19 protein-coding genes are annotated in these 19,649 nt (G+C 69.5%); 11 read left to right on the top strand and 8 right to left on the bottom strand.

Annotated features, from left to right (window positions below; all coding sequences use genetic code 11):
- The first annotated feature begins 11 nt into the window (after window positions 1–11).
- From AC0Z36_RS20405 to AC0Z36_RS20370, 8 genes are all read left to right on the top strand, one after another.
- Entirely contained in the window at window positions 12–320 is a 309-nt protein-coding gene (locus AC0Z36_RS20405; protein WP_485464408.1) for a hypothetical protein, read from the top strand.
- Complete coding sequence (locus tag AC0Z36_RS20400; protein ID WP_485464407.1) at window positions 317–1,327, top strand: hypothetical protein; 1,011 nt, start codon at window positions 317–319, stop codon at window positions 1,325–1,327. The genes AC0Z36_RS20405 and AC0Z36_RS20400 overlap by 4 nt, the downstream gene beginning before the upstream one ends.
- Window positions 1,324–2,811 (top strand): type IV secretory system conjugative DNA transfer family protein, encoded by a 1,488-nt coding sequence (locus AC0Z36_RS20395; RefSeq protein WP_485464406.1) that lies wholly within the window; start codon window positions 1,324–1,326, stop codon window positions 2,809–2,811. The genes AC0Z36_RS20400 and AC0Z36_RS20395 overlap by 4 nt, the downstream gene beginning before the upstream one ends.
- Complete coding sequence (locus AC0Z36_RS20390; protein ID WP_485464405.1) at window positions 2,804–3,334, top strand: hypothetical protein; 531 nt, start codon at window positions 2,804–2,806, stop codon at window positions 3,332–3,334. The genes AC0Z36_RS20395 and AC0Z36_RS20390 overlap by 8 nt, the downstream gene beginning before the upstream one ends.
- The gene (locus AC0Z36_RS20385) at window positions 3,331–4,191 is read left to right on the top strand and encodes a hypothetical protein (RefSeq protein ID WP_485464404.1); all 861 of its coding nucleotides are present in this window, start codon (window positions 3,331–3,333) and stop codon (window positions 4,189–4,191) included. The genes AC0Z36_RS20390 and AC0Z36_RS20385 overlap by 4 nt, the downstream gene beginning before the upstream one ends.
- A 40-nt stretch (window positions 4,192–4,231) precedes the next feature.
- On the top strand, window positions 4,232–4,672 hold the full coding sequence (locus tag AC0Z36_RS20380) for a hypothetical protein (RefSeq protein WP_485464403.1): 441 nt from the start codon (window positions 4,232–4,234) through the stop codon (window positions 4,670–4,672).
- Between the two features lie 3 nt (window positions 4,673–4,675).
- Window positions 4,676–5,905, top strand: a complete 1,230-nt coding sequence (locus AC0Z36_RS20375; protein WP_485464402.1) for a hypothetical protein — start codon at window positions 4,676–4,678, stop codon at window positions 5,903–5,905.
- Window positions 5,906–6,209: 304 nt separating this feature from the next.
- The gene (locus tag AC0Z36_RS20370; RefSeq protein WP_485464401.1) at window positions 6,210–6,905 is read left to right on the top strand and encodes a hypothetical protein; all 696 of its coding nucleotides are present in this window, start codon (window positions 6,210–6,212) and stop codon (window positions 6,903–6,905) included.
- Between the two features lie 213 nt (window positions 6,906–7,118).
- Here the strand turns inward: AC0Z36_RS20370 and mobF are convergent, their stop codons facing one another.
- Both mobF and AC0Z36_RS20360 read right to left on the bottom strand, forming a co-directional pair.
- Entirely contained in the window at window positions 7,119–12,128 is a 5,010-nt protein-coding gene (gene mobF, locus AC0Z36_RS20365; protein WP_485464400.1) for a MobF family relaxase, read from the bottom strand.
- A gap of 576 nt (window positions 12,129–12,704) precedes the next feature.
- Window positions 12,705–12,923, bottom strand: a complete 219-nt coding sequence (locus tag AC0Z36_RS20360) for a hypothetical protein (RefSeq protein ID WP_485464399.1) — start codon at window positions 12,921–12,923, stop codon at window positions 12,705–12,707.
- A 563-nt stretch (window positions 12,924–13,486) separates the two neighbouring features.
- Here AC0Z36_RS20360 and AC0Z36_RS20355 point away from each other — a divergent pair.
- The 3 genes from AC0Z36_RS20355 to AC0Z36_RS20345 all read left to right on the top strand — a co-directional run bounded on the left by AC0Z36_RS20355 (window position 13,487) and on the right by AC0Z36_RS20345 (window position 15,512).
- On the top strand, window positions 13,487–13,879 hold the full coding sequence (locus tag AC0Z36_RS20355; protein ID WP_485464398.1) for a hypothetical protein: 393 nt from the start codon (window positions 13,487–13,489) through the stop codon (window positions 13,877–13,879).
- A gap of 307 nt (window positions 13,880–14,186) precedes the next feature.
- Window positions 14,187–14,513, top strand: coding sequence for a hypothetical protein (locus tag AC0Z36_RS20350; protein ID WP_485464397.1), 327 nt, complete (start codon window positions 14,187–14,189; stop codon window positions 14,511–14,513).
- Window positions 14,514–15,032: 519 nt separating this feature from the next.
- Window positions 15,033–15,512, top strand: coding sequence for a hypothetical protein (locus AC0Z36_RS20345; protein ID WP_485464396.1), 480 nt, complete (start codon window positions 15,033–15,035; stop codon window positions 15,510–15,512).
- 90 nt (window positions 15,513–15,602) lie between these two features.
- Here AC0Z36_RS20345 and AC0Z36_RS20340 read toward each other — a convergent pair whose 3' ends face one another.
- The 6 genes from AC0Z36_RS20340 to AC0Z36_RS20315 form a co-directional block, all read right to left on the bottom strand.
- Window positions 15,603–16,499, bottom strand: coding sequence for a hypothetical protein (locus AC0Z36_RS20340; protein WP_485464395.1), 897 nt, complete (start codon window positions 16,497–16,499; stop codon window positions 15,603–15,605).
- Between the two features lie 166 nt (window positions 16,500–16,665).
- Window positions 16,666–16,911, bottom strand: coding sequence for a hypothetical protein (locus tag AC0Z36_RS20335; RefSeq protein WP_485464394.1), 246 nt, complete (start codon window positions 16,909–16,911; stop codon window positions 16,666–16,668).
- Window positions 16,912–17,015: 104 nt separating this feature from the next.
- Window positions 17,016–17,456, bottom strand: coding sequence for a hypothetical protein (locus tag AC0Z36_RS20330; protein ID WP_485464393.1), 441 nt, complete (start codon window positions 17,454–17,456; stop codon window positions 17,016–17,018).
- 94 nt (window positions 17,457–17,550) lie between these two features.
- On the bottom strand, window positions 17,551–18,234 hold the full coding sequence (locus AC0Z36_RS20325) for a hypothetical protein (protein WP_485464392.1): 684 nt from the start codon (window positions 18,232–18,234) through the stop codon (window positions 17,551–17,553).
- A complete protein-coding gene (locus AC0Z36_RS20320; protein WP_485464391.1) occupies window positions 18,168–18,518 on the bottom strand; it encodes a hypothetical protein in 351 nt (116 codons plus the stop codon). The genes AC0Z36_RS20325 and AC0Z36_RS20320 overlap by 67 nt, the downstream gene beginning before the upstream one ends.
- Before the next feature lie 315 nt (window positions 18,519–18,833).
- Window positions 18,834–19,640 carry a hypothetical protein gene (locus AC0Z36_RS20315; protein WP_485464390.1) on the bottom strand — a complete coding sequence of 269 codons (807 nt, stop codon included), beginning with the start codon at window positions 19,638–19,640 and terminating at the stop codon, window positions 18,834–18,836.
- Window positions 19,641–19,649 lie beyond the last annotated feature (9 nt).

The following is a 19,649-nucleotide window of genomic DNA, read 5'->3' as shown; positions in this document are numbered from 1 at the left end:
GAGGACTGTTCATGACGACTCCCGCCTCCGCAGGCGCGCGCGACCACGCGCCTGGTGCCCCGCTGCTCGGCCAGATGGTGTTCGAGCAGACCCAGCCTCCCGCCGGGCACGGCTACGACCCGGCCGTGCCCGGCGGATGGTGGGCGTTCTTCACCTGCCACTGCTGCCACGAGCAGCAGTACGACCCGCTGACCGACATACCGCTCGATGCGAGCGAAGAGGAGCTGACCGCCTACGCCCTCAAGCTCTGGTCCCAGCCGTGTGTGCTGAAGGCATTTCGCGACGGCTACGCGGTCTATCCCGCCGGAGGTGTCGCGTGAAGGTCTTCCACGGTCGGCCCGGCCATGTCACCGTCCCGGCCGGTACCTCGCACGACGAGCACCTGGACGTGGCGGCGGTCGGTCTGCTCGCGGTCCTTCTGGGCTGCCGGGACGGGGAGAGCATCACCATGGACCGGCTCGCCACCCAGCGCGGGCAGCACCCCCAGCAGCTCTACGAGGCCACCCGGACCCTGATCGGCGCCGGGTACCTCGTGCGCGCCAAGCATCAGGCGCTTACCGGCAGGTGGGGCACGGACCTGTTCGCGTACGACACCCCCGCCACCATGGAGGAGTTCGAAGCCGTCCGGATGCGCTATGCCGACGCCGCGGTGCTGACGCTGGAGCCGGGCCCCCCGGCCGCGTCAGAGGTCGCCGTGCCGGCCCCCTCGACGGATCCGGCCACGGTGACCGCCAGCTCGCTGCCGGAGGATTCCGGGCAGGCCACCTCGGCGGCCGTCCGCGAAGTCCTCGCCGCGTTGCCCGGACAGTTGACCGCGCTTCTTCCCAGCCCACTGCCGGCAGCCATTCCCGCCGCCGTACGCACTGCGTTGTCCGCGGGGCGCACCGTCGACGACATCTGCGCGCGGATCCCGCGCCGGTGGTGGGGCCACGGCTACATGGCCAAGGCGGCCAACGGCTCACTCACCAGCCCCGTGGGCGTGGCCATCACGTTGATCAGGCCGGGGGAGTGCCCCGATCCGGTGTGTGAGGACGGAACGCGCCTCGACAGCGGGGAGGATTGCCCGCGCTGCGCCGAGCGCCGGGAGGACCACCGGCGTCGCACCCGGGCTGAAGCCGCCTCGTCGACACCTGCCAGCGCGTCGGCGCCGCCGCCTGCCACCCCGCTCCCGCCGCCGTACGACTCCCTTGACCTGGGCCCCTCCGCCGATCCGGCGGCCAGTGCCGCCGGTGCGGCGCGCGCCCGCGCCGCCCTGGCTGCTGCGAAGGATGCCCGCTCGAAGCCCTCCCCTCTTCCCCCCGCCATCGCCCCGTGGAGCACCTCATGATCGAACTGCCCGCAACGTTCGGCGGGGGCCTGGTGCAGTACGCCCCCTGGGCCCTGCTCGGTGTGGCCGCCCCCGTTGCCGCGCTGGTCCTCAAGCCGTGGGACCGCCAGCAGGAAGGTGCGACCTGGGGCGGTCGCAAGGTGGAGAAGAAGCTGCGGGCCGAACAGGATCCGCTGGCACGCGCCGACCGCCTGATAGCCGGCCGCGGCCTCGCGTCGAAGAAGCTCGTTGCGGCGGAGCCGTGCCTGTCGGGCCTGGCCTTCGGCGTCCCGGGCAGCGGCAAGTCGATGGGCCTGCTCCTGCCGAACGCGCTGGAGTGGTCCGGCCCCTTGGTCATCACCACCGTCAAGGCCTCCGACCTCGACATGATCTACGCCCGGCGCGCCGCAGGCGGCCGGCCGGTGCACGTCGTCGCGCCCCGGGGCATCCCCGGCCGGAAGACGGCGCGGTGGTCCCCGGTCGAGTACTGCAAGACCGAAGAGAACGCCGACGAGATGGCGACGTGGCTCGCGGAGGCGTCCTCCAACAGCAACGACCCCAAGGCCCAGACGTGGCTGGAGCAGGCGCAGCCCATCATCAAGGGAATCCTGCTGGCCGCTCGCGTGTCCGGGGAGGGGATCACCGCGTTCCGGCGATGGCTGTCCCTGGGCAAGGACGCCGTCGACACCGTCGAGGCGGTTCTCCTCGACGCCGGCTTCACCGAGGCCGCCGAGGACTACGCCTCCCCGTGGAGGCGCCTGCACGCGGACGGAGCAGGCAGTGTCCAACTGACCTTGAACGTGATCGCCCGCGTCTACCAGGACAAGGCCGTACGGGAGACGAGCTCGGGGTCCGACTTCACCGCCGAGGAGGTGCTCGCCAAGGGGGGCACGATCGCCATCGTGGCGTCCGCGTCGGACAGCAAGCGGTTCGCCCCCCTGATCACCGCGCTGATCGCCTCGGTGATCCACGCCGCCGAGACCCAGTACGGGCGGACCGGCAAGCCGTTGTCCCCCGCGCTCGGGCTGCTGATCGACGAAGCGGGAAACGTCCTTCGCTACCCGGACCTGGCTCAGGTCCTCACCACCGGCCGAGGTCAGGGCATCGTGATGCTGACCATCTGGCACGACCTCAGCCAGCTGCGCACCTCGCTGGGAGACGACAAGGCCAACACGGTCTTCTCCGCGTCACCCCTGCGCATGCTGCTGCCCGGCGTCGCCGACCCCGAGACGCTCCGATATTTCAACACCATGCTCGGCCGCGCGGAGGTCAAGCGCACCACGGTGACACAGGGCAGCGACGGCGGCCGGTCCAGTACGACGTCACCCAGCGAACGCGACCTGGCGCCCGTCCACGAACTTCAGCAGCTCGAAGACGAGACCGCCGTCGTCCAGTACGGAAACCAGAAGCCGATCCGGGTCAAGCTCCGGATGGTCTTCCGCGACAAGGACCTGCAGCAGCTCATCAACGAAGCCCCCGTACGCAAGGAGCTGGCCCGTGCCTGACGATCTCGAAGTCCTCGACACCGACGAGCCGGACACCGGTGCGGCGTTCGTCGACACCGACACCGGCGAGATCCTCAAAGGGGAGGAAATCGACCTCTCCGGGTGGGTGTGGGTGGCGATGGAACCCCCGGTACGCCGGGAGCGCCTGGCCGAGCTGAGGACCTGGTTGCACTGGCTGGTGGACACCTATCCGGTCGCCCACACCAACATCACGCCGTGCTGGTACGAACACAAGGACGTGCGGGAGGCATTGACCGCGCTGTTCGTGTCCTGGGTGCGCGTGTACAGCCCGGGAAGCAAGCGGGACACCGCCGAGGTGGAGTGGATCGACGCGCTGTACCGGACGCTGCCACGCCTGGCGCTGAAGGAGTGCGGCCCCCAGAAGCACACCAAGCCGGTCGAGCGGGAGTTCAAGGACTCCGACGCCGTGTTCACGCTGCACAGCAAGACCTCGGTCGAGATGACCGCACCAGCTAAGCATCCCGGCATGACCGAGATGATCCGCCAAGGAGTAGAGGAATGAGCTCGACGGACCCGGGTGCCCCCCGTCATCCTCACGCGATACCGGTCGGACGTGTCTGGCCGCGCTGGGCCGCGGCCGCCGACCTGACCGGCGACCGCGGAGAGCAGCTCCGCCGGAACCTTGAGCTGCGGCTCAGGCTGCCGCCGTACGCTCAGTCCGTTGCGCTGCTGCTCGGACGGGACGCCGTCGGCACCCCGTTCACCCGCGTGATGTCGTGGCCCTTCGCCCGCCATCTGCTCAACAGCCCGATCGAGTGGTGGCGTACGGCGGACGCCGAACCGGCACAAGCGGACTGGCCACGCCGAGACGGCCTGCTCCACATCCTGGATCTGGCCGCGACCTTCCCTCTGTTCGCCGTGCTGCCGGACCATCCTGTTGCCGTCGCCTTCGCCGACGAGGAGGAAGGATGGCACCGGGCCCGGCGCAGGGCCTTGTCGAGTGCGGTCGCCCAGCACGACGGGCCCCAGGACTCCTGGACCATCCGTATTCCGGAGACCATCACTCCCTGGCTCACCGCGCACTGGTCGGTGCCCTATCCCGCCCGCAACGCACCCGTCTCCCGGACCCTGGCCGCGGTGACCGTCGAACGGCCGAGCGGCGGCGCGCTGCGCGGTAAGCGCACCGGGACGATCGAGCTGGACGCCGTCCAGACCGATGTCGCCGCAGTGGCGCACGTCCTGATCGGCGCCGCCCGCGCGACCGGAAAGGTAGCCGCCGCAGGGGCAGCCGAGCTGCGCTCGCTTCTGTGGCGCTTCCTGGAGGAAGACGACGGGCTCGTTGAGGCCGACATCATCGCCGCGCACCGGCAGGCGTATCAATGGTTGGCCAGTCCTGACGCGATGCTCCGTGCTTCCTAGGCTCGCTGAACTGCCCGTTTCCCTTCGCGAGGAGCCCATGATGAGTACCCCGATTCCCCGTGAGCGCGGGGAGCGCGTTCGCGCGGCGCAGCAGCAGCGCCTTCAGCAGGCCGTCGCCAGCGGTCTCCTTGCCGCCGATATTGCCGAGGCGATGAGCGATCCGGGCCTGAGCAGGTGGCGTGCGTCGGCTGGCTTCGCCGTAGTCGAGGACCTCGCCCAGTTGTCCGGCCCCGGTGCCGGACCGGTCCGCGTCCCCGAGGACCTGGTCCGGGAAGCGGTGCCGGCCGGGGTGGACGTCTCCGACCGCCGCGCGGCCTGGGAGCTGTACCGGGTGGTGCTCGCCGAGGGGACCGCCGAGCAGCAGGCCGCCCTCTTGAATCCCAGCCTCCTCGCCACGTTGTGGAGCGAGGGCCTGGCCGAGGGGCCGGTCATGCGCGTCTGGGAGACCCGCTTCCCGCAGCTCGCCGGAGGCGGTGAGTAGTCCATGGAGGAAGAGGAGAAGTGGCGGATCGCACGGATCGCGCTGGACGCGGTCGGCGAACGCTACGACTACGCGCTGGCCGGCAGCATGGCGCTGCGTGCCCACGGCCTCGCCGAACGGCCGGTGGACGACGTCGACATCTTCAACATGCCCGATATCGGCGTCAGGGCCATTGATGCCCGGGCCGAGGTCATCACGGCGCTCACCGACGCGGGCTACCAGGTGGACGTCGAAAAGGTCTGGGGCTTGGACCAGGCTGCGAACCTCTCCGTCCACGACCCGGAGCGGCCGGACGTCGATCCGGTCACCATCCAGATGGTGCCGATGGAGATGCGGTACTACCCGAGCGACATGAACGGGATCCGCGTCATGTCGGTCCAGGACTGTGTCCAGATGAAGTCCGAATCGGTGACGTGGCGCACCGAGGCCAAGGACTACGTGGATCTGTCGGAGATGAACGCGATCCTTGGCCCGGAGACCGTCGACGAATACCTGGCGGCGAACCCGAACCCCGTCAGCGAAGTGGTCTTCAGGTCGCAGCTGGGCAAGGTCGCCGAGATACCCGACGAGGCGTTCGCTCAGTACGACGTGGACGCGTACAAGGCCGCTGAGGTCCGTCAGAACATCTTGTCGTGGGCCGGAGAGCTCGCGCCGACCAAGCCCAATCCGCTGGCGGTGGACGCCTTCGGGCCGGCCGCCGGCGTCGAGGCGCTCTCGGCCCAGCAGGCCGAGGAGGCGTCCGACAGAATCACGGAGAACTCGCCGCAGTCCCTCATGACCGACCACGAGCTGATGGTGGAGAACGCGAAGTGCCGCGGCCTTGCCAACGCTGCGGAGAAGGTCGCCGGGGAGTCGGAGCGCGAGGCTCTGTGGATGCGTGACAACTACGAGACGTCCGGCGGCGGTTCGCTGGCGGCTTCGCTCAGGGAGATGGGTGCCGACGATGACGTGGTCGCCCGCGCGGCCAACAGCGAACGTGAGGACGTGGAGCACAAGGAGGGCCAGGCCGGGGAACTCCGCGGCCAGGCCGCCGAACTTCGCGGCAGGGCCGACGTCGCCCAAGGCGAGGTGGAACGCCGCTCCGAGCTGACTCCGCAGGATCGGGCCGCCGAGACCACCATCCGGCGCGAGATCCGCGGGCAGGTCACGGCCCAGCAGGAACCGACCCGGGCCTCGGTCACCGCGCGGGCGACCGCTCCTACTCCTCACCAGCAGTACGCCGCCCGCGCGTAGCCGTTCAGAAATCGCCCGAGCCTGCACGGAGAGGCCCCCATGTTCATCCCCCGCCCCGCCGACTTCCCTGACATCCACAGCTTCTTGATCAACGGACAGGTGGACCCGCCGTGCCCCTGTCCGCGCGCCCCGTGCGGCGGGATCACACACCTGCTGCGCAGCTGTCCCATCCATGGAAGCGACGAGATGCCGATCCGCCTCATGATCCTGGCCACGAAGTGCTGCTCCAGCCCGGGGACCTGACCTCAGGAGCTCTCGGACCTGGTAGGTAGAGTCGGCCACCTACACCAACCAGGGGGTTTCCATGAACAAGCCGATAGCCGGACTCGCCCTGGCCGCGCTCGTACTCGGCGTGGGTGCAGCCGGATGCGGCAGCTCGGGAAGCGACGCGGGCCAGCAGGACAGCACGAAGAAGGCCGGTGCGCTCCAGCCCGATACGACCACACCGCCGCTCGATGAGACGCAACTGCACCAGCGGATGCTGACCGCAGCGAACCTGGGCCAGGGCTACGTGGTCAAGCCGGAGAAGGACACCTCCAGCCACGAGGACGTCGGCATCACCGGCTGCCCCGCCCTGGAGAAACTGAGCGGGAGCGACGGCGGCGGCAGCCTGAACTTCGCCGTGAAGACGAAGGCCTCGTTCGCCTACACCGGGGGCAGCACCAGCGGATCCGAGTTGGAAGAGGAGCTGCACAGTGACTCCCCGGCGAAGCTCTCCGAGGGCACCAGGGCGTTGTTCGACGCGTACGCCTCCTGCCCCAGCTACACAATGACGTCGGGCACCACGCCCGTGCAGATCCAGATCGCCAAGACATCGGTGCCGGAGCTCGGCGACGAGCGGTACGCACACACGATGACCATCTCCAGCGGCGCCTCGTCCACCGTCCTCAAGCAGGCAGGGGTGCGGGTGGGCAACGTCGTCGTGATGTTCACCGGCTCCCCAGGCCTGGTGGACAAGCAGTTGGCGAAAGCTGTTGAGAAGGTGAAGGCCGCCGGCTGAGCTCGGCGTAAGCAGGGTTCCAGGGCCGGGGTTGCACAGTCAGCCCCGGCCTTAGGTGTGCTCCCGACCTCTGGGCAGAAGCCGTCTCTCCCGCCCGCGTCAGCTGGGGATGCCAGGCACGTCGAGGATGATGAACTCGTACCGGTCGGACTGGCTGGGCCAGCTTCGGATGTCCTGCTGAGGGTCGGGGTCGACCGCCCTAACCAGGCGCGGTCAGTAGCGGTTGCCGTCCCGCCGGTTCCGCTCTTCCTCCTGTTGCTGGCGCGCAGCAGCCTGCGCTCCGTCCTGGGCTCGCTGCTGCTGTGCATCACGGGCCGCCTGGATCCGTTCGACGTCTTCGACGCGGTTCTGCTCGGGATCCATCGTGGCGCGGACACTGACCTCACGGCGCAGCCCGGCGGCCCGCCGACGCTGCTCCTCTGCGCGGCGTCGCATTCGCTCGGCGGTGGTTCGCGCCTGCGTCGCGTCTCCGGCCGCGACGCCCTTCTCGGTGAGGGTGACGGCTTCGGCGCCGCCGCCCAGCCGCTCCCATTCGGTCAGCGCCCGGTCGTGGTCGTCCTCGTCGCCTGCCAGGTCGCCGAGCCGTTCGATCTCGGTGTGCAGTGTCGACTGCTGGAGTGCAGCGCCATCGCGCCGGGTCATCGCCTGCTGGGCCTGTTCTTCCACGGCCAGGCGGTCGTCACCGCGCAGGACGAGGCGGCCGAGGCGCCCGGTTTCCTGAAGTCGAGCAGTCGCCTGGGTGACCTCATCCTCGGCCTGGGCATGCTCGGTCTGGGCTCCGGCCAGCTCGCTGCGGGCCGACCGGAGCGCGAGGATGGCGGTGACGTGCTCCGCTCGCGCGGTGACGTCGCTGTCGATCCGGCCTCCGGGGGCCGCATCCGCGCTGAGGGCTTCAGCGCGTCGCGTCGCCTCGTCGGCTTCGGTGTCGGCCAGCCGGGCACGGGCGAGTGCTGATGCCTGGGCCGTCTGGAGCGCGCTGTCGGTGAGGTTCCCGAAGGGGCGCTGCCGCCACGCCAGCGGGCCGGGGATCGGCTCTGGGCCGAGTACGTCCAGGGCGCGTTCGGCATCCCGGCCGGTCCGGCTGTCGGCTCGTGCTTCGAGAGCGCGCGCCCCGTGTCGCCGGGCTTCGGCTTCTACGGCCTGGGCGCGCTGCTCGGAGTCCCGCGCGGCCTCGGTCGCACGGGCGGCGAGTTCGGCGAGCTGCTCGGCACGAGCTGCGAGGGCCGGCTGTTCACGGTGGTTCTCGGGCTGGCGGGCTGCCTCCCGGACCGTCTCTGCCCGGTTCACGGCGTCACCGGCGGCCTGTGCAGCGGACTGCGCTTCGCGCCGGGCGGCGTGCGCGTCGTCGTTGGCACGGGCCGCATCGGCGGCACGGATCGTGCCGAGTTCACCTCGCCGCGCCTGGTGTTCGAGGGTGCGCCGGTCCGCTTCGCTGCTTGCTCCGCGCGGGGGAGTGGCCTGGTAGTAGGTGTTGATGGCGCCGTGGGCGGCGTCGTAGTCCAGGGCCTGTACAGGTTCGGTGGGCCGGGTGCCGATAGAGACGTCCTCGCGCCCGTACTCCCATCGTGCGCGGTAGGTGTCGATTGCGATGGCGGCGTCGAACCACAGGGTGCGACGCGTGTCGCTGTCGGCCGGGACGGGGCCGAGCGTGTCGAGCCAGCGGGCCCCTGCCTCGGCTGCGCCCAGCACGCGGGCAATGGCCACTGCTTCCTCGACGGCCGGCTGTCCGTCGTGCCAGACGCGGCGGAGGTGATCGGGTCCGGCGGCTGGAGCAGGGCCCAACGGGTCGGCGTCGCTGTGTTCGGCCAAGTCGCGGTAAGCCGCAGCGGAGGCCAGCCGGTCGCGCCACTCCTTCGCCTGGTCGGCGCTCTCCGGGCCGGGCCCATAGGCCGCGGCCCAGCCCTCGCCGAGGGTCGCCTCGTCGGCCGCGGTGATGGCCAGGTCTTCGGCGCGTGCGGTGATGGCCTGTGCGAGGCCGTGTGCGTAGGTGCTCTCTTCGGTCCCGTCGTCCTCGGGGAGCAGCAGGTGGAGCTGCGCGAGCAGGCGCGGTCCGGCCGGTTCGGCCAGGGCCCGGGCTTCGGCGGCGTCGAGCGCGGCGAGCACCGCATCGTCGGTGTGCAGCCTCCAGTGGAGGACCGAGGCGATGTCGTCTGCGTCCCCGAATCCGCGTGTGGGGATCGCCCGCTGAAGGGCTGCGACGGAGTCCGCTCCACCGGCGTCGATGCGGGTCAGGACGTCGCGCAGCGCAGGCCAGGCTTCCGCGTTGACGATGCTCTCGGCCATGGGTACGCGCTCGCGCAGGACGGTGAGGAGCCGCTGCCCTGCGATGTCGTCCAGCACGTAGCGCAGGCGGGGGACGAGGGTGTGCAGGGCTTCGGTGGCGTCCAGCGATTCTCGCTGGGCGACGGTTGCCGAACGGGTGGTGCCGTCCCGACTGACGATCTGGTCCCATGCCTGCCGGGCGGTGCGGACGGGGTCGGGCTCACCGACGATCGGTTCGACGTCGGGGGTGACCACCAGGTACATGTGGTTCGCATACTTGCCGCGTGTGGCTGAGGGATAGGCCGCGTTGCGGTTCATTCCCTGGGCGAACAGTGCGTGGGCGGTGTCGGTCGTGATCCCTTGTGCGCGGTCCTTGGTGATGGCGTAGCCGAGCTCGACGGACTGCTCGACGTAGGAGGCGGGGAGTACGGCGCGGGCCTTGGACTGTGTCGACTTCACGACGAGGCTGCCGTCGCGGCGCACCTTGGTGACGGACCACAGGTCGCCGTTGCGAACGTAGCCCCTGCCTCCCCGGACGGGGAGCTTGCGGTCGATGGCACGGGTGACGATGTGGTCGCCGGCGCCGAGCTGGTTCCCGTCCTTGAGGCGCATGGTGTTCTTGGTGTCGACCAGCCCGGCGGCGATCCGGTCGTCTCGGGCTCGGGCGGAGAGCCCGGCGGCGGCGGCGTTGTCCGGGGCGATGAGGATCGACACCATGCCGTCGCGGGTGTCGGCGAGCCACGCGTCGTATGCCTGGGCGGCCATCGCGTCGGCGCTGCCGGCGTGGATACGGCCGCGGGAGTTGTACGCCTCGAACGACGTGACGGAGTCGCCTTCGGCGAGGGACTTGGATGCTTCGATCTCCCAGGTGCGCAGCGTGCCGTCGTGGTCGCGGAAGCGTCGGATCTCGGTGAGGTAGAGCGCTCCGGCGTCGGCTTCGATCTGAGCGAGGAGTCCGCCGGGGCCCGGGGCGCCGAGTTGCAGGGGGTCGCCGACGGGCAACACCCGTCCGCCCACCGCAGTGGCCTGCTTGAGCAAGTCCGCGACGTCGATCGAGCCGGCCTGTCCCGCCTCGTCGACGATGACGATGGCACCGTCCGGAAGGTTCCACTCGGGGTCTGTGGGGGCGATGAGTTCGCTCATCGTCAGCCAGCGCCGGATGTTTTCCGTCCTGATCCCAGCTTCTTCGCCCAGCTTGTCGGCCTGGACCTGGCCGTTGGAGAATCCGATGACGGGGATGCCGTAGACGTCTCCCACCTCCCGTAGCAAGGCCATGATCGTGGTCTTGCCGGAACCGGCCCGGCCGATGACGGCCTGCACCCGGCGGTCGCCGGAGAAGACGCCGTGGACGATGTCGAGCTGCTCCTGGGAGGGCGTGAAGCCTCGTTCGGCTCGCCCGATTTCTAGGGCGGCGTCGATCTGCTGGGCGGTGAGTATGCGCACCGCGGCGGGGACCTTCGCGGCCTCGACCACTGCCGTCTCGGCTGCCCGGATGGCGTGGGAGGTGAAGCGTGTGCAGCCCGCGTCGTGGAACAGGCTCGTACCGTCGGCGCGCACGTACGCGGAGGGCACGGGGAGCAGGTCGGGCATGTCGACGAGCTCGCAGTACGCGGGCGCCAGCGTGGCGTTGATCAGCTGCTGGACGGTGCCGTCGAAGCGGTCCCCGAGGGATATGTGCAGTCCGCAGGTGACCAGCTGGCGTATGACTTCGGCTTCTGCGTTCGGGCGGGTCCAGGTCTCGCTACTCCGCTCCAGGACGGCGACCACGGAGCGAGGGATGTCTTCGAGCCGGGTGGAGCGTCGCAGGGCGAGGGCGATCTCGGCTTCGGTCTTCGGGGTGCGCTGGGCGGCTTCAGCGGACTCGTGACGGGCCTTTTCGAGGATGCGTTCGGGGTTGCGCAGGCCGGCGGATCGGGCGCGCTCGCGCCAGTGCTGCCGTTCGTCGACCGCGCTACGCAGCTCTTTGTCGGGTCGTGCCGTCAGGGCAGCTCGCTGGCCGAGCTGGTAGGTCTCGGCGCGGGTGGGTTCGCGTTCTTCCCGGGTCCGGAAGGCGGCGAGCAGGTCACGGAGGTGGTGCTCCGTCTGGTGGCGGCGGGTGCTGAATGTGCTCCGTACCTTCTTGCTGACGCTGTGGAATTCCCGGATCGGGCGCTTGTCGAAGCTGATGCTGTCCTTGCGTTCGGTGGCCGTGATTCCCAGGTCGGCTGCCATGCCGCGCTCGATCTCGGCTGCGTAGATCTCGCCGAAGGTGACGCGCTGACGGTGCAGGGGCCGCGCGTCGAGGGCGAGCCACTTTCCGTCGGCGTACACCTTTGAACTGATCGCGATGTGGCGGTGGGAAGCCGGGTCTCCGGCACGACTTGAGCGGTGGGTGAAGATGGCGGCGGTGAGTCCGTCGGTGGCTATCTGGGCGACACCGTTGGCTCCGATGCGGGCGTACGCGGCGTCCGCCTCGATGCGCCGCCACATCTTCTGGAAGGCGCGTTCCTCGATCTTGGTGAGCTTCTCGCGGCCCTCCTCGTCTGCCACGGCCATCATGACCTGGAAGGATTTGACCGGGGAGACCACCATCTCCCAGCCTGCCCTGGCCGATCGTTCGCCGGCGCGTTCCACCTGGGCGCGGAGCTCGGCCTTGCGGGCCTCCGACGCCTTGGGCTCGTGGCGCAGGCGCTCCGCGTAACGTTCGTCGACCGTCTTGTACTGGCGCCACTTCCGGCCGAGAGCACGGCCGGTGTGGGGGTCCTCGCCGAACTTGAACAGGGCGTCGGCCTGCTCCTGGCTGACCCCTCCCGACAGGCCGAGAGCGGCGGCGCCGCGGCCGATCCACTGGCCCGGGGTGTCGGCTCCTGCGGCCCAGTTCTCCTCGTTCGCCTTGACGCCGAGGGTCCGGTCGCCGCTGGCGACGGTGCTCAGGAGGTAGTCGATTCCCTGTCCGGCGCTGACCGGGTGGATGGTCAGCACGCGCTGCTCCGGACCTGCCCTCTGAGCCCCTGTTCAGGGGCTCGGAGGGGCTTGATCGAAGCGTGCATGAAGGTGATCGTATTCGACCGTTCGGAGTATGCCAAAGGCAATGCACATGGTGTGCTTGATCTATCTGGGACAGATGTCGATGACTGGCGTACGACATGTCGTTGTCCTGTGAAGGCGAACCTTGTGTCGGACGACGTCAGAACGTCAGTGGCTGGCGACACGAAATGTCAGCGGACGGCGACATGAGGTGTGTCAGTAGGCGGTGACGGCTCGGAGAGCATCCGCAGGCTGTACGCGACGTTGTCGGTGAGAACGTGGACGAGCTCACCGCGGGCGACCATGTCGGCGGCGGCGAGGTCTTCGAGGGCCCGGCGCTGCGCGGCGTCGGCGGTGTCGATGCCGCCGTCGACACCTGAAGCGCGAGGTCAGAGGGTCGCGCGAGGAGAACAAGCAGGTCGGCTTGTTGAGACTGAGCGCTTCGGCTGGAGGGTACGCAACCGGTCAGCGTGGCTGGGACGTGGACCGGCCGGTCCCGGTATTCCCCGGGGCCGGCCGGTACGGCAGGGGTCAGCCCCTGAACTGCGTGAAGGCTTCGTGTTCCGTCTCCATGTCCTTGGCGCAGGGCGAAGTGAAGGCGGGGCCGAAGTGCGTGGGAATCGCGGCGGCGATGTCGCAGTTGGCGAAGCCACGGGTCGCTCCCGCGGAGCCCTGCTCGAAGTCGGCATCCGGGTTGGCCATCGCAACTCCGGATCCACCGAGCAGAACACCGGCAGCGAGAGCGGTCACGGACAGGGCAGTGACGCAAGCGGCGATCAGGCTGCCCAACTTGGCCGGGCGGCCACGCGACATGCCCTAACACCCGAACAGCCTTGGCTCCCGCTCCGCGAACCCTGAGCGCGGCAGTTGGCGAACCCCGTCAACTCTCGTGCTCAGTCACACGCGTGCGAGGTGACGTGGGGCGAGGGCCAGGGGGTCCAGGCTCTGCTTGCCGCGATCGATGCGGCGGGTCATTAGGGTGATGGCTGGCCAGTGATCAGAGTCTCGGAGTGCTGGATAAGGCGTTCGTCAGGTACTCAACGGGCCGGAACGTCCGGGCGGGGATTCGTTCTCCCGGCGATGGCCTCCGCCTGATCGGGGCGCAGGACATCGACACTCTCGTGCGGTCCGACACGGAGCAAGACTCCGTGTAAACCCGTGTCCTGGTTCAGGTAGAGCCGTTTGATCATCGTGTGACCTCTCCCGAGGAGGTCTGCACGCTTGAGCACCCGCTGCACCACATCCCCGTCCCGCGAGAGTTGCGGACCAGCCGTGTCCCCACCCAATCTCGTCATCCGAACGTACGGAGAACGATGCGCCTCCCCCGCACCTTTGCCGCCCTCATCGCCGTTCCGCTTGCCCTGTCGCCCCTGGCAACGACGACCGCCACGGCATCGGCAGCGCAGAGCTCAGCAAACTGCCATGTCACCGTCAGCAAGCAGGGCGGAGCTCCGAAGTACTACCGCACGTACAGCTCCGGCGAAGGTGAACAGCTCGTCCCCACCGCCTCGGTCTGGCCGCAAGGCAGCTGTCTCGACGGCAAGGCGGTCGGGCACACCGAAGGAAAATTCTCCTTCGTCAACAACCGCTGGTACGAATCCGGTCCGCTCAGCGCTGCCCCGTACAAGTACTTCTACCGCACCGACGAGCAGGAACAGGGTGTCGGCAGCCTGTTCTACGACTCGGACGACATCACCCGTGGCTGATATGGAACCGCCTCGACGAGCGGCTTGTTCTTCTTGATCCTTCCCATAGATGGCAGCGTCTCACTGACAACGTTCATGTCGCCGGGCACTGCCACTTTCGGGTCGCGCGACAATGGCGGCGGCCCACTCTGGTGGGTCCCGGTCGTGCGGGGAGACGCTGCCGCCGTGGTGCGCCTGGAAGAGCACCACGGCGTCGAAGTCGGCGAGGACGTCGCGCTCCAGGGGCCGGTGGGGGGCGCCAGGACTGGTCGTGGTCGGCGCAGCCTGTCGCGTAGAACATCGGGCCGGCCAGCGTCATTCTGAAGACATGGGGAATCGGAACGAGGAACTCGCTGCCCTTGTCCGCCAGGCCGTCTCTACTGCGGGTGCGCTCCGCCTGCTGGTCGAGCGGATGAACGATGTCGGCCTGCGCATGAACGACTACAGCGACGAGGATCTGCTCACCGTCGCCTCCGCCCTACACAGCGGCGAGGACCTGCTCACCGTCGCCTCCGCCCTACGGGGCAGCGCGATGATGATGGCGATGGACATGGGCAACGTCGAGCTGCTGAGCGAAATCACCGATCGCAAGGTGTACAAGACCGACCCCACCGAGTGGCTGCGGAAGCTCCGCGGCGATGAAGGGCAGCCCTGACTGGTACCTCCGCGCCGAACGCGTGAGAGCAGGGAGCGTGACGGCCTCCGCCCTCATCAACGGGTGGTAGTGATGAGTGCTGCGGGGACGACAGAACGTCAGAGGTAGTGCTGCTCAGGCGGTGGAACGATTAAGACGCGAGGGATCGTGGCGTACGAACATGGCTGGTGCCGGTCACCAGGGCGTTGACAGGCACGGCGGAGGGCTCATGGGTAGCTGCAGGCGGCCGGGCTGCTGGCGGCCGGCTGGCCGGCCGCGGCATCGGAAGCGGGCCTCGAGTTCGAGTGTGGGGTGGCCGTCGGCCGGGACGGGCGCTGAGCCGCCTGTCCGGTCGGATTGCCTGCCGCGGCCCCGGTGGGCGGCGAACGCCGTGTGGGCGTCTGCCTACGCGATCCAGCGATGGGGACGGCGGTCTCGTCTCCCGCCGCGTGCGCCCGAGGCGCGGTGTGAGCATCACCGCAGGTCGTGGGGCCCTATGGGGCTTTACTCGGAGTTGTCCTGTCTGCCTAAGATCCCGACATGACTTCACGGAACAACGAACTGAAGCTCGACCGGAAGCAGCGTCTGCGCGACAAGCAGCGGCGCCAGCTCAAGGCTCTGGAGACGGTCGACAAGTTGGAGAAGAAGCTCGAAGGCATCGACACCGCCAAGGAGCAGAAGATCGCGGTGATCGAGAAGGACGCGGCGAAGGAGGTCGCGGGGGTCGAGGCCGAGATGTCGGCGGCGGTCCAGGAGGCGATCGAGGTGTTCGGCAGTCAGCAGAGTGCCGCGGATGAGCTCGGGCTCTCGCTGCGCGACATACGCCGGTACCTGAGCCAGGGTGAGGACGAGCCGGAGGTGGAGGCGGATGCGGGGAACAAGCCGACGGTTGTGGTGCGCCCGGCGGCTGCGGTTACCGAGTCGGCCGCCGGAACCGCGGACGGAGTGGCGACAGAAGCGGCTGCTTCCGCTGATGCGGGCAAGTCGGACGAGGGGGAGCGGGAGAGCGCGGCCGCGTAGTGGTCGGCGCCGAACGGCCCCCAGCCCGTTCATTCTGCAGATGGCGTTCTGCGGGGTGCGGGGTGGGGGCCGTTGTCGTGTCCGTGGGTGTTACTTCGGGTCCGTCGTCGGGTTGTCGCGCTGGCCCTGGCCGTTGGCGACCAGGGCCTCGCGCCGCTTGATCCACGCCCGGACGTCGTCGACGTCGCGCTCGCCGTTCTCGTCGCGGGTCGGGAACGGGTCGTCGCCGCCGGCGTAGGTGCGGGCGTAGTACTTCACCATGTCTGCCGTGGTGCCGATCTCCCGGGCGAGTGCCGTCGGGCGGAGGCGGTTCGCCTTCGCGTTGCGGTGCGGCGCGATCGACCGGAGAATCCGGTTCGCTGAGTCGAGGGTTTTCACGCCCAGGTGCTCGGCGAGTGCCTCCGGGGTGACTGCCTGGCCGGCCTCGTCGGCCGCTCGGACGAACTCGAGGGCTTCACGCTCGCGGGCGGTGAGGCCACTCTCGTCGCGGGAGCGGGTAGGGGGGTTCGACGGCTTGCGGTCTCGTTCTGCGTTCCGCAGGATCCATTCGCGTACGGCTGGCCAGTCGCGCTCTCCCTTCTCGTCCGCGCCGGGGAAGGGGTCCTCGGATTTGTCGGTGCTGTACGCGCTCGCGTAGTAGTTCACTCCCCTTGGGGTGATCTTGAGCGTGCGCGCCAGGTCCTTGGTGTCCATCCGCGCCTTGCGGGGTCGGGCGATACGTGCGCGTTCGGCTACCTCGCGGGGTCCGCTGGCGGTGTCGTTCTTGGCGAACGGCTGGTCGATGTACCAGGCCAGCACCTTGTCGCGGTCGCGGTACTTGACGCCGCGGAGGCCCGGGGGCGGCTCGTCGGCGGGGAAGTCCGCTTCGTCGTAGACCCAGTTGCGTACGGAGAACACCGTGCGGCCGGTCGCCTTGGCGATGTCCGCGATGGTGATGCGCTTCGGCAGCTTGGCGAATGCTTCCTTGATCTCGTCGGTGGTCTTCATGGGTGGGTGCTCCTGGTCGGGGGCCGGTGCGCGGGCGGGGCGTCCGGCCGCGGGCTGCTGGAAAGAGGTGGAGACGCCGACAGGCCGGCGACGTGTGCGGTGCTCTCCACACAGCAGAGTGTGGGAGCACCGCACCGTCGCCGGCCGGGGCGCCGGGTTTGGGGCGTCACGGGGGATCGGTGGGCGGGTCGAAGGTCGTCGGGTCGAGGTGTCGGATCGCGGCTGCGGCGGGGTTGGCGATCTGGCTGGGTGCGTAGCTGCTGTTCTCGATCAGAGTGAGGGCCTGAGCGGGGTCGAGGTCCCACAGGGCGTTGATCCAGGAGGTGTCGTCTGCCCATTCGGCGGCTTCGCGGCGCAGACCGTCGAAGAGGCCGTAGGCGAGTTCGGGGCTGGCCGTGGTTGGGGTCGTCATGTTGGTGCTCCTGGTCGCGGTGACGGACGGGTCAAGCGGCGGCGGGGGTTCGGCCTGGGCGCGGCTCGATGCCGCGTTCGGGCCGTTGCGCGTCGGCGCGCCCGTCACCATGTCCCCTGGGCGGTGTGTGCTGCCGTGCCGCTGGTGATCCAGTCGGTGAAACGGCGCAGGTCGGTGATCTCCTTGTCGTACTGGCGGCGGCTGTGTTCGCGAACCTCGTCGGAGGAGCGGTGGGCGGACTGGCCGTACCAGCTTCCGGCGTCGAGGGCGTTGGCCCAGCGGTGAACGACATCGGCGAGGAGTTGTTCGGGCAGCCCGTGGAGGCAGGTGCAGGTGCCGGAGGTGACGGCTGCGTGGACGGCCCGGGCGACCTGCTGGTGGTCACGGAGGTTCGCGGGCATCGTGATGGGAGCCGTGGGCCAGTCCGGCAGGTGCTGGCAGGTTCCGATGTGCCGTACCGCGTCAGCGACGCAGGGCGCAGTCGTGGCCGCCGCGTGGAGTACGTGGCTGGTGGCGTCGGGCAGCAGGGCGAGGGCGGTGTTCATGTCGGCTGATCTCCGTACGTGGTCGTGGTGTGCGGTCCGGGGCCTGCCCTCCCTTTTCCGACGTTTACTAAACTACCTAGCGGTATGGGGGAGGTCAAGCGGAAAGCTGTGCGCCATGGTCGTCGGGCCACCATCCGGCGGCAGCGGCGTTGATCTCGTGGTGCCGAGCAGCGGCTTCGAGGGAGGCCGGGTCGGCAAGGTAGGCGGCGTAGGGCGGACGGGGCAGGGCTCCGGCGAGCACGCGTACACGGGCGGCCTGTTCGGTGAGGAGCTGGGCCGCGGCGGCGAACAGGTCGCCGGCGTTCTCTGCGTGGACGGTGGTTGTCCACTTTCCGTCACGGTGGCTGAGGGCTCGGATGGCCAGGGGGCGGAGTCGGACGCGGTAGCGGTAGTCGATGGCTGTCGATCGTTCAGGGGCGGATGGTGGTACGACGGCGGTGATGAGATGCGGGGCGTGTTCGGTGACCCAGGCCCGGTAGGTCGCGAGGTCACGGCCGGCCGGGTCGGGGTGGATGGAGAGGAAGTCGGCGAGGGCGGGGATCTGCTGTGCGGGCGGGGACCAGCGGGAGTAGATCCGGGCCTGCGGTTGTCCGTCGGGGCCGGTCCAGTCGATGATGGCGCGCTCGGGCGCGAGGGGCTCCTGGCGGGTGCGGCTGCCACGCAGGCTCCCACCCGCGCAACGCGGGTGGGAGCCTGCGTGGGCGATTCGGGCTACGGCTGGAGGATCTTCTCGATGGCCGCGAGCTGCTGCTCGGCCCTCTTGGCCCGACCGATCCACCCGTCCAGGGCTTCGCGTGCGACGGTGGCCTCCTTGCGGGCGAGGTCGCGTTCCTTGGCGATCTTTCGCGCGGCCTGGGCCTGTCGGACGAGTTCGCCCAGGTTGAGGGACTCCAGGGAGCCCGCCGCCGTGACCGGTTCAGGTTCCGTACGGACCGGGCGGGGGCGGTGACGGCCTTCGGCGCCTTGACGTTTCGCCTGACCGGAGTGCTGGGCATGGTGTGCTCCGCGAGATGTGAGCGGACGGTGCCGATCCTCTCTGAGGTGTAGGTGCAGTGGCGGCACCCGTACCGTTCGGTGCCGTCGGCCAGGAGCAGGTGCAGGGTCTGCTTGAAGTAGACGGGCTTCTCGGGCGTGCTGAGCGGGGACTCCACGCTCTGCTCTTCGATGACGGCGACGCCGCCGACGGTGGTAGCGGTCATGGGCCGCTTCCTTCCTGAGGGCACTCTCCGGCTGCGGGTGCAGCCGGGGGCGGAATGTGTCCGCCCCGTGGTGCGGGTGGTCGTGGTGTACGGTCCGGGGCTTGCCTCCCTTTTTCGACATGTACTAATTTACCTTACGAGTCGTCAAGATACAACTCCTGAGGCGCAGCGTCCCGTGTCACCGGGACGTACGTCCTACCGCGGCGGTCGGCAGCCAGACCGGATCGGCTCCTTGCTGTTCCCGGGACCGGCGCTGTGCGATCTCGGCGGTGGTGGCCGGTCGTACGGCGCGGACTTCGGGTTCCTCGGTCTGCTCGGTCGTGAAGTCGTCGCGCTCCAGGGCGTTGGCCATCCCCACGCTGTCGGTGAACCACCTCTGCCCGGTGGCGGTGAGCAGCACCGTCTCCGGTCGGCCGTACGCGGCGCCGCCGTCGGCGGTGAACTGCCCCGTGGAGCCGGCGGCCGGGCGGAAGCCGGCGCGGACGAGGGCTGCCGATACGGCGGCCGGGTCGCCGGCGGCCGGGACGCGCTCGGCGCGGCTCCAGGCGGCTGGCGCGTAGTGCGGGAGATAGATCTGGGGTTCGCCGCGGATCGTGATGCCGACGATGTGCGGGGCGACCGCGACGAGTTCTCCCTCGCTCGCGTAGACGCGGACGATTTCGCCGATGTCCTCGCCGGTGAACCGGCTCTGCTGGAGGGACATGCGCCCGGGCCTGCTGCTCCACCACTCGGTGCCGGTCAGCATGGCGGTCGCCTCGCGGACCTGTTCGCCGGTCATGGTCTGCCAGGCTAGGTCGAGCGGTACGACGCTGAGCTGCGGGGTGACTCCGTCGTTGGCGTAGGTGCGTACGGGCTCGGCGGGTGGCTGGGCGATGCCCAGGGTCTCCGCCAGGCTCACGGGGTCCTCGACGGCGGTAGAGCGGCCGTTGGCGGCGGTGTGGAAGGTGACGGCGAAGTGCGGCGGTATCTCGCTGCTGATGGTCACGAGGCGGTT

It is taken from the genome of Kitasatospora sp. UYEF31, assembly GCF_057291755.1.
The sequence above is the reverse complement of the archived record's forward strand: the minus strand, read 5'-3'. Positions and strand labels throughout refer to the sequence as shown.

Bases quoted from the DNA above. Each gene is read 5' to 3' on its own strand.
- AC0Z36_RS20375 (WP_485464402.1), top strand. From the start codon at position 4,676: ATGGAGGAAGAGGAGAAGTGGCGGATCGCACGGATCGCGCTGGACGCG.
- AC0Z36_RS20370 (WP_485464401.1), top strand. From the start codon at position 6,210: ATGAACAAGCCGATAGCCGGACTCGCCCTGGCCGCGCTCGTACTCGGC.
- AC0Z36_RS20405 (WP_485464408.1), top strand. From the start codon at position 12: ATGACGACTCCCGCCTCCGCAGGCGCGCGCGACCACGCGCCTGGTGCC.
- AC0Z36_RS20380 (WP_485464403.1), top strand. From the start codon at position 4,232: ATGAGTACCCCGATTCCCCGTGAGCGCGGGGAGCGCGTTCGCGCGGCG.
- AC0Z36_RS20335 (WP_485464394.1), bottom strand. From the start codon at position 16,911: ATGACGACCCCAACCACGGCCAGCCCCGAACTCGCCTACGGCCTCTTC.
- AC0Z36_RS20330 (WP_485464393.1), bottom strand. From the start codon at position 17,456: ATGAACACCGCCCTCGCCCTGCTGCCCGACGCCACCAGCCACGTACTC.
- AC0Z36_RS20340 (WP_485464395.1), bottom strand. From the start codon at position 16,499: ATGAAGACCACCGACGAGATCAAGGAAGCATTCGCCAAGCTGCCGAAG.
- AC0Z36_RS20385 (WP_485464404.1), top strand. From the start codon at position 3,331: ATGAGCTCGACGGACCCGGGTGCCCCCCGTCATCCTCACGCGATACCG.
- AC0Z36_RS20345 (WP_485464396.1), top strand. From the start codon at position 15,033: ATGACTTCACGGAACAACGAACTGAAGCTCGACCGGAAGCAGCGTCTG.
- AC0Z36_RS20350 (WP_485464397.1), top strand. From the start codon at position 14,187: ATGGGGAATCGGAACGAGGAACTCGCTGCCCTTGTCCGCCAGGCCGTC.
- AC0Z36_RS20395 (WP_485464406.1), top strand. From the start codon at position 1,324: ATGATCGAACTGCCCGCAACGTTCGGCGGGGGCCTGGTGCAGTACGCC.
- AC0Z36_RS20355 (WP_485464398.1), top strand. From the start codon at position 13,487: ATGCGCCTCCCCCGCACCTTTGCCGCCCTCATCGCCGTTCCGCTTGCC.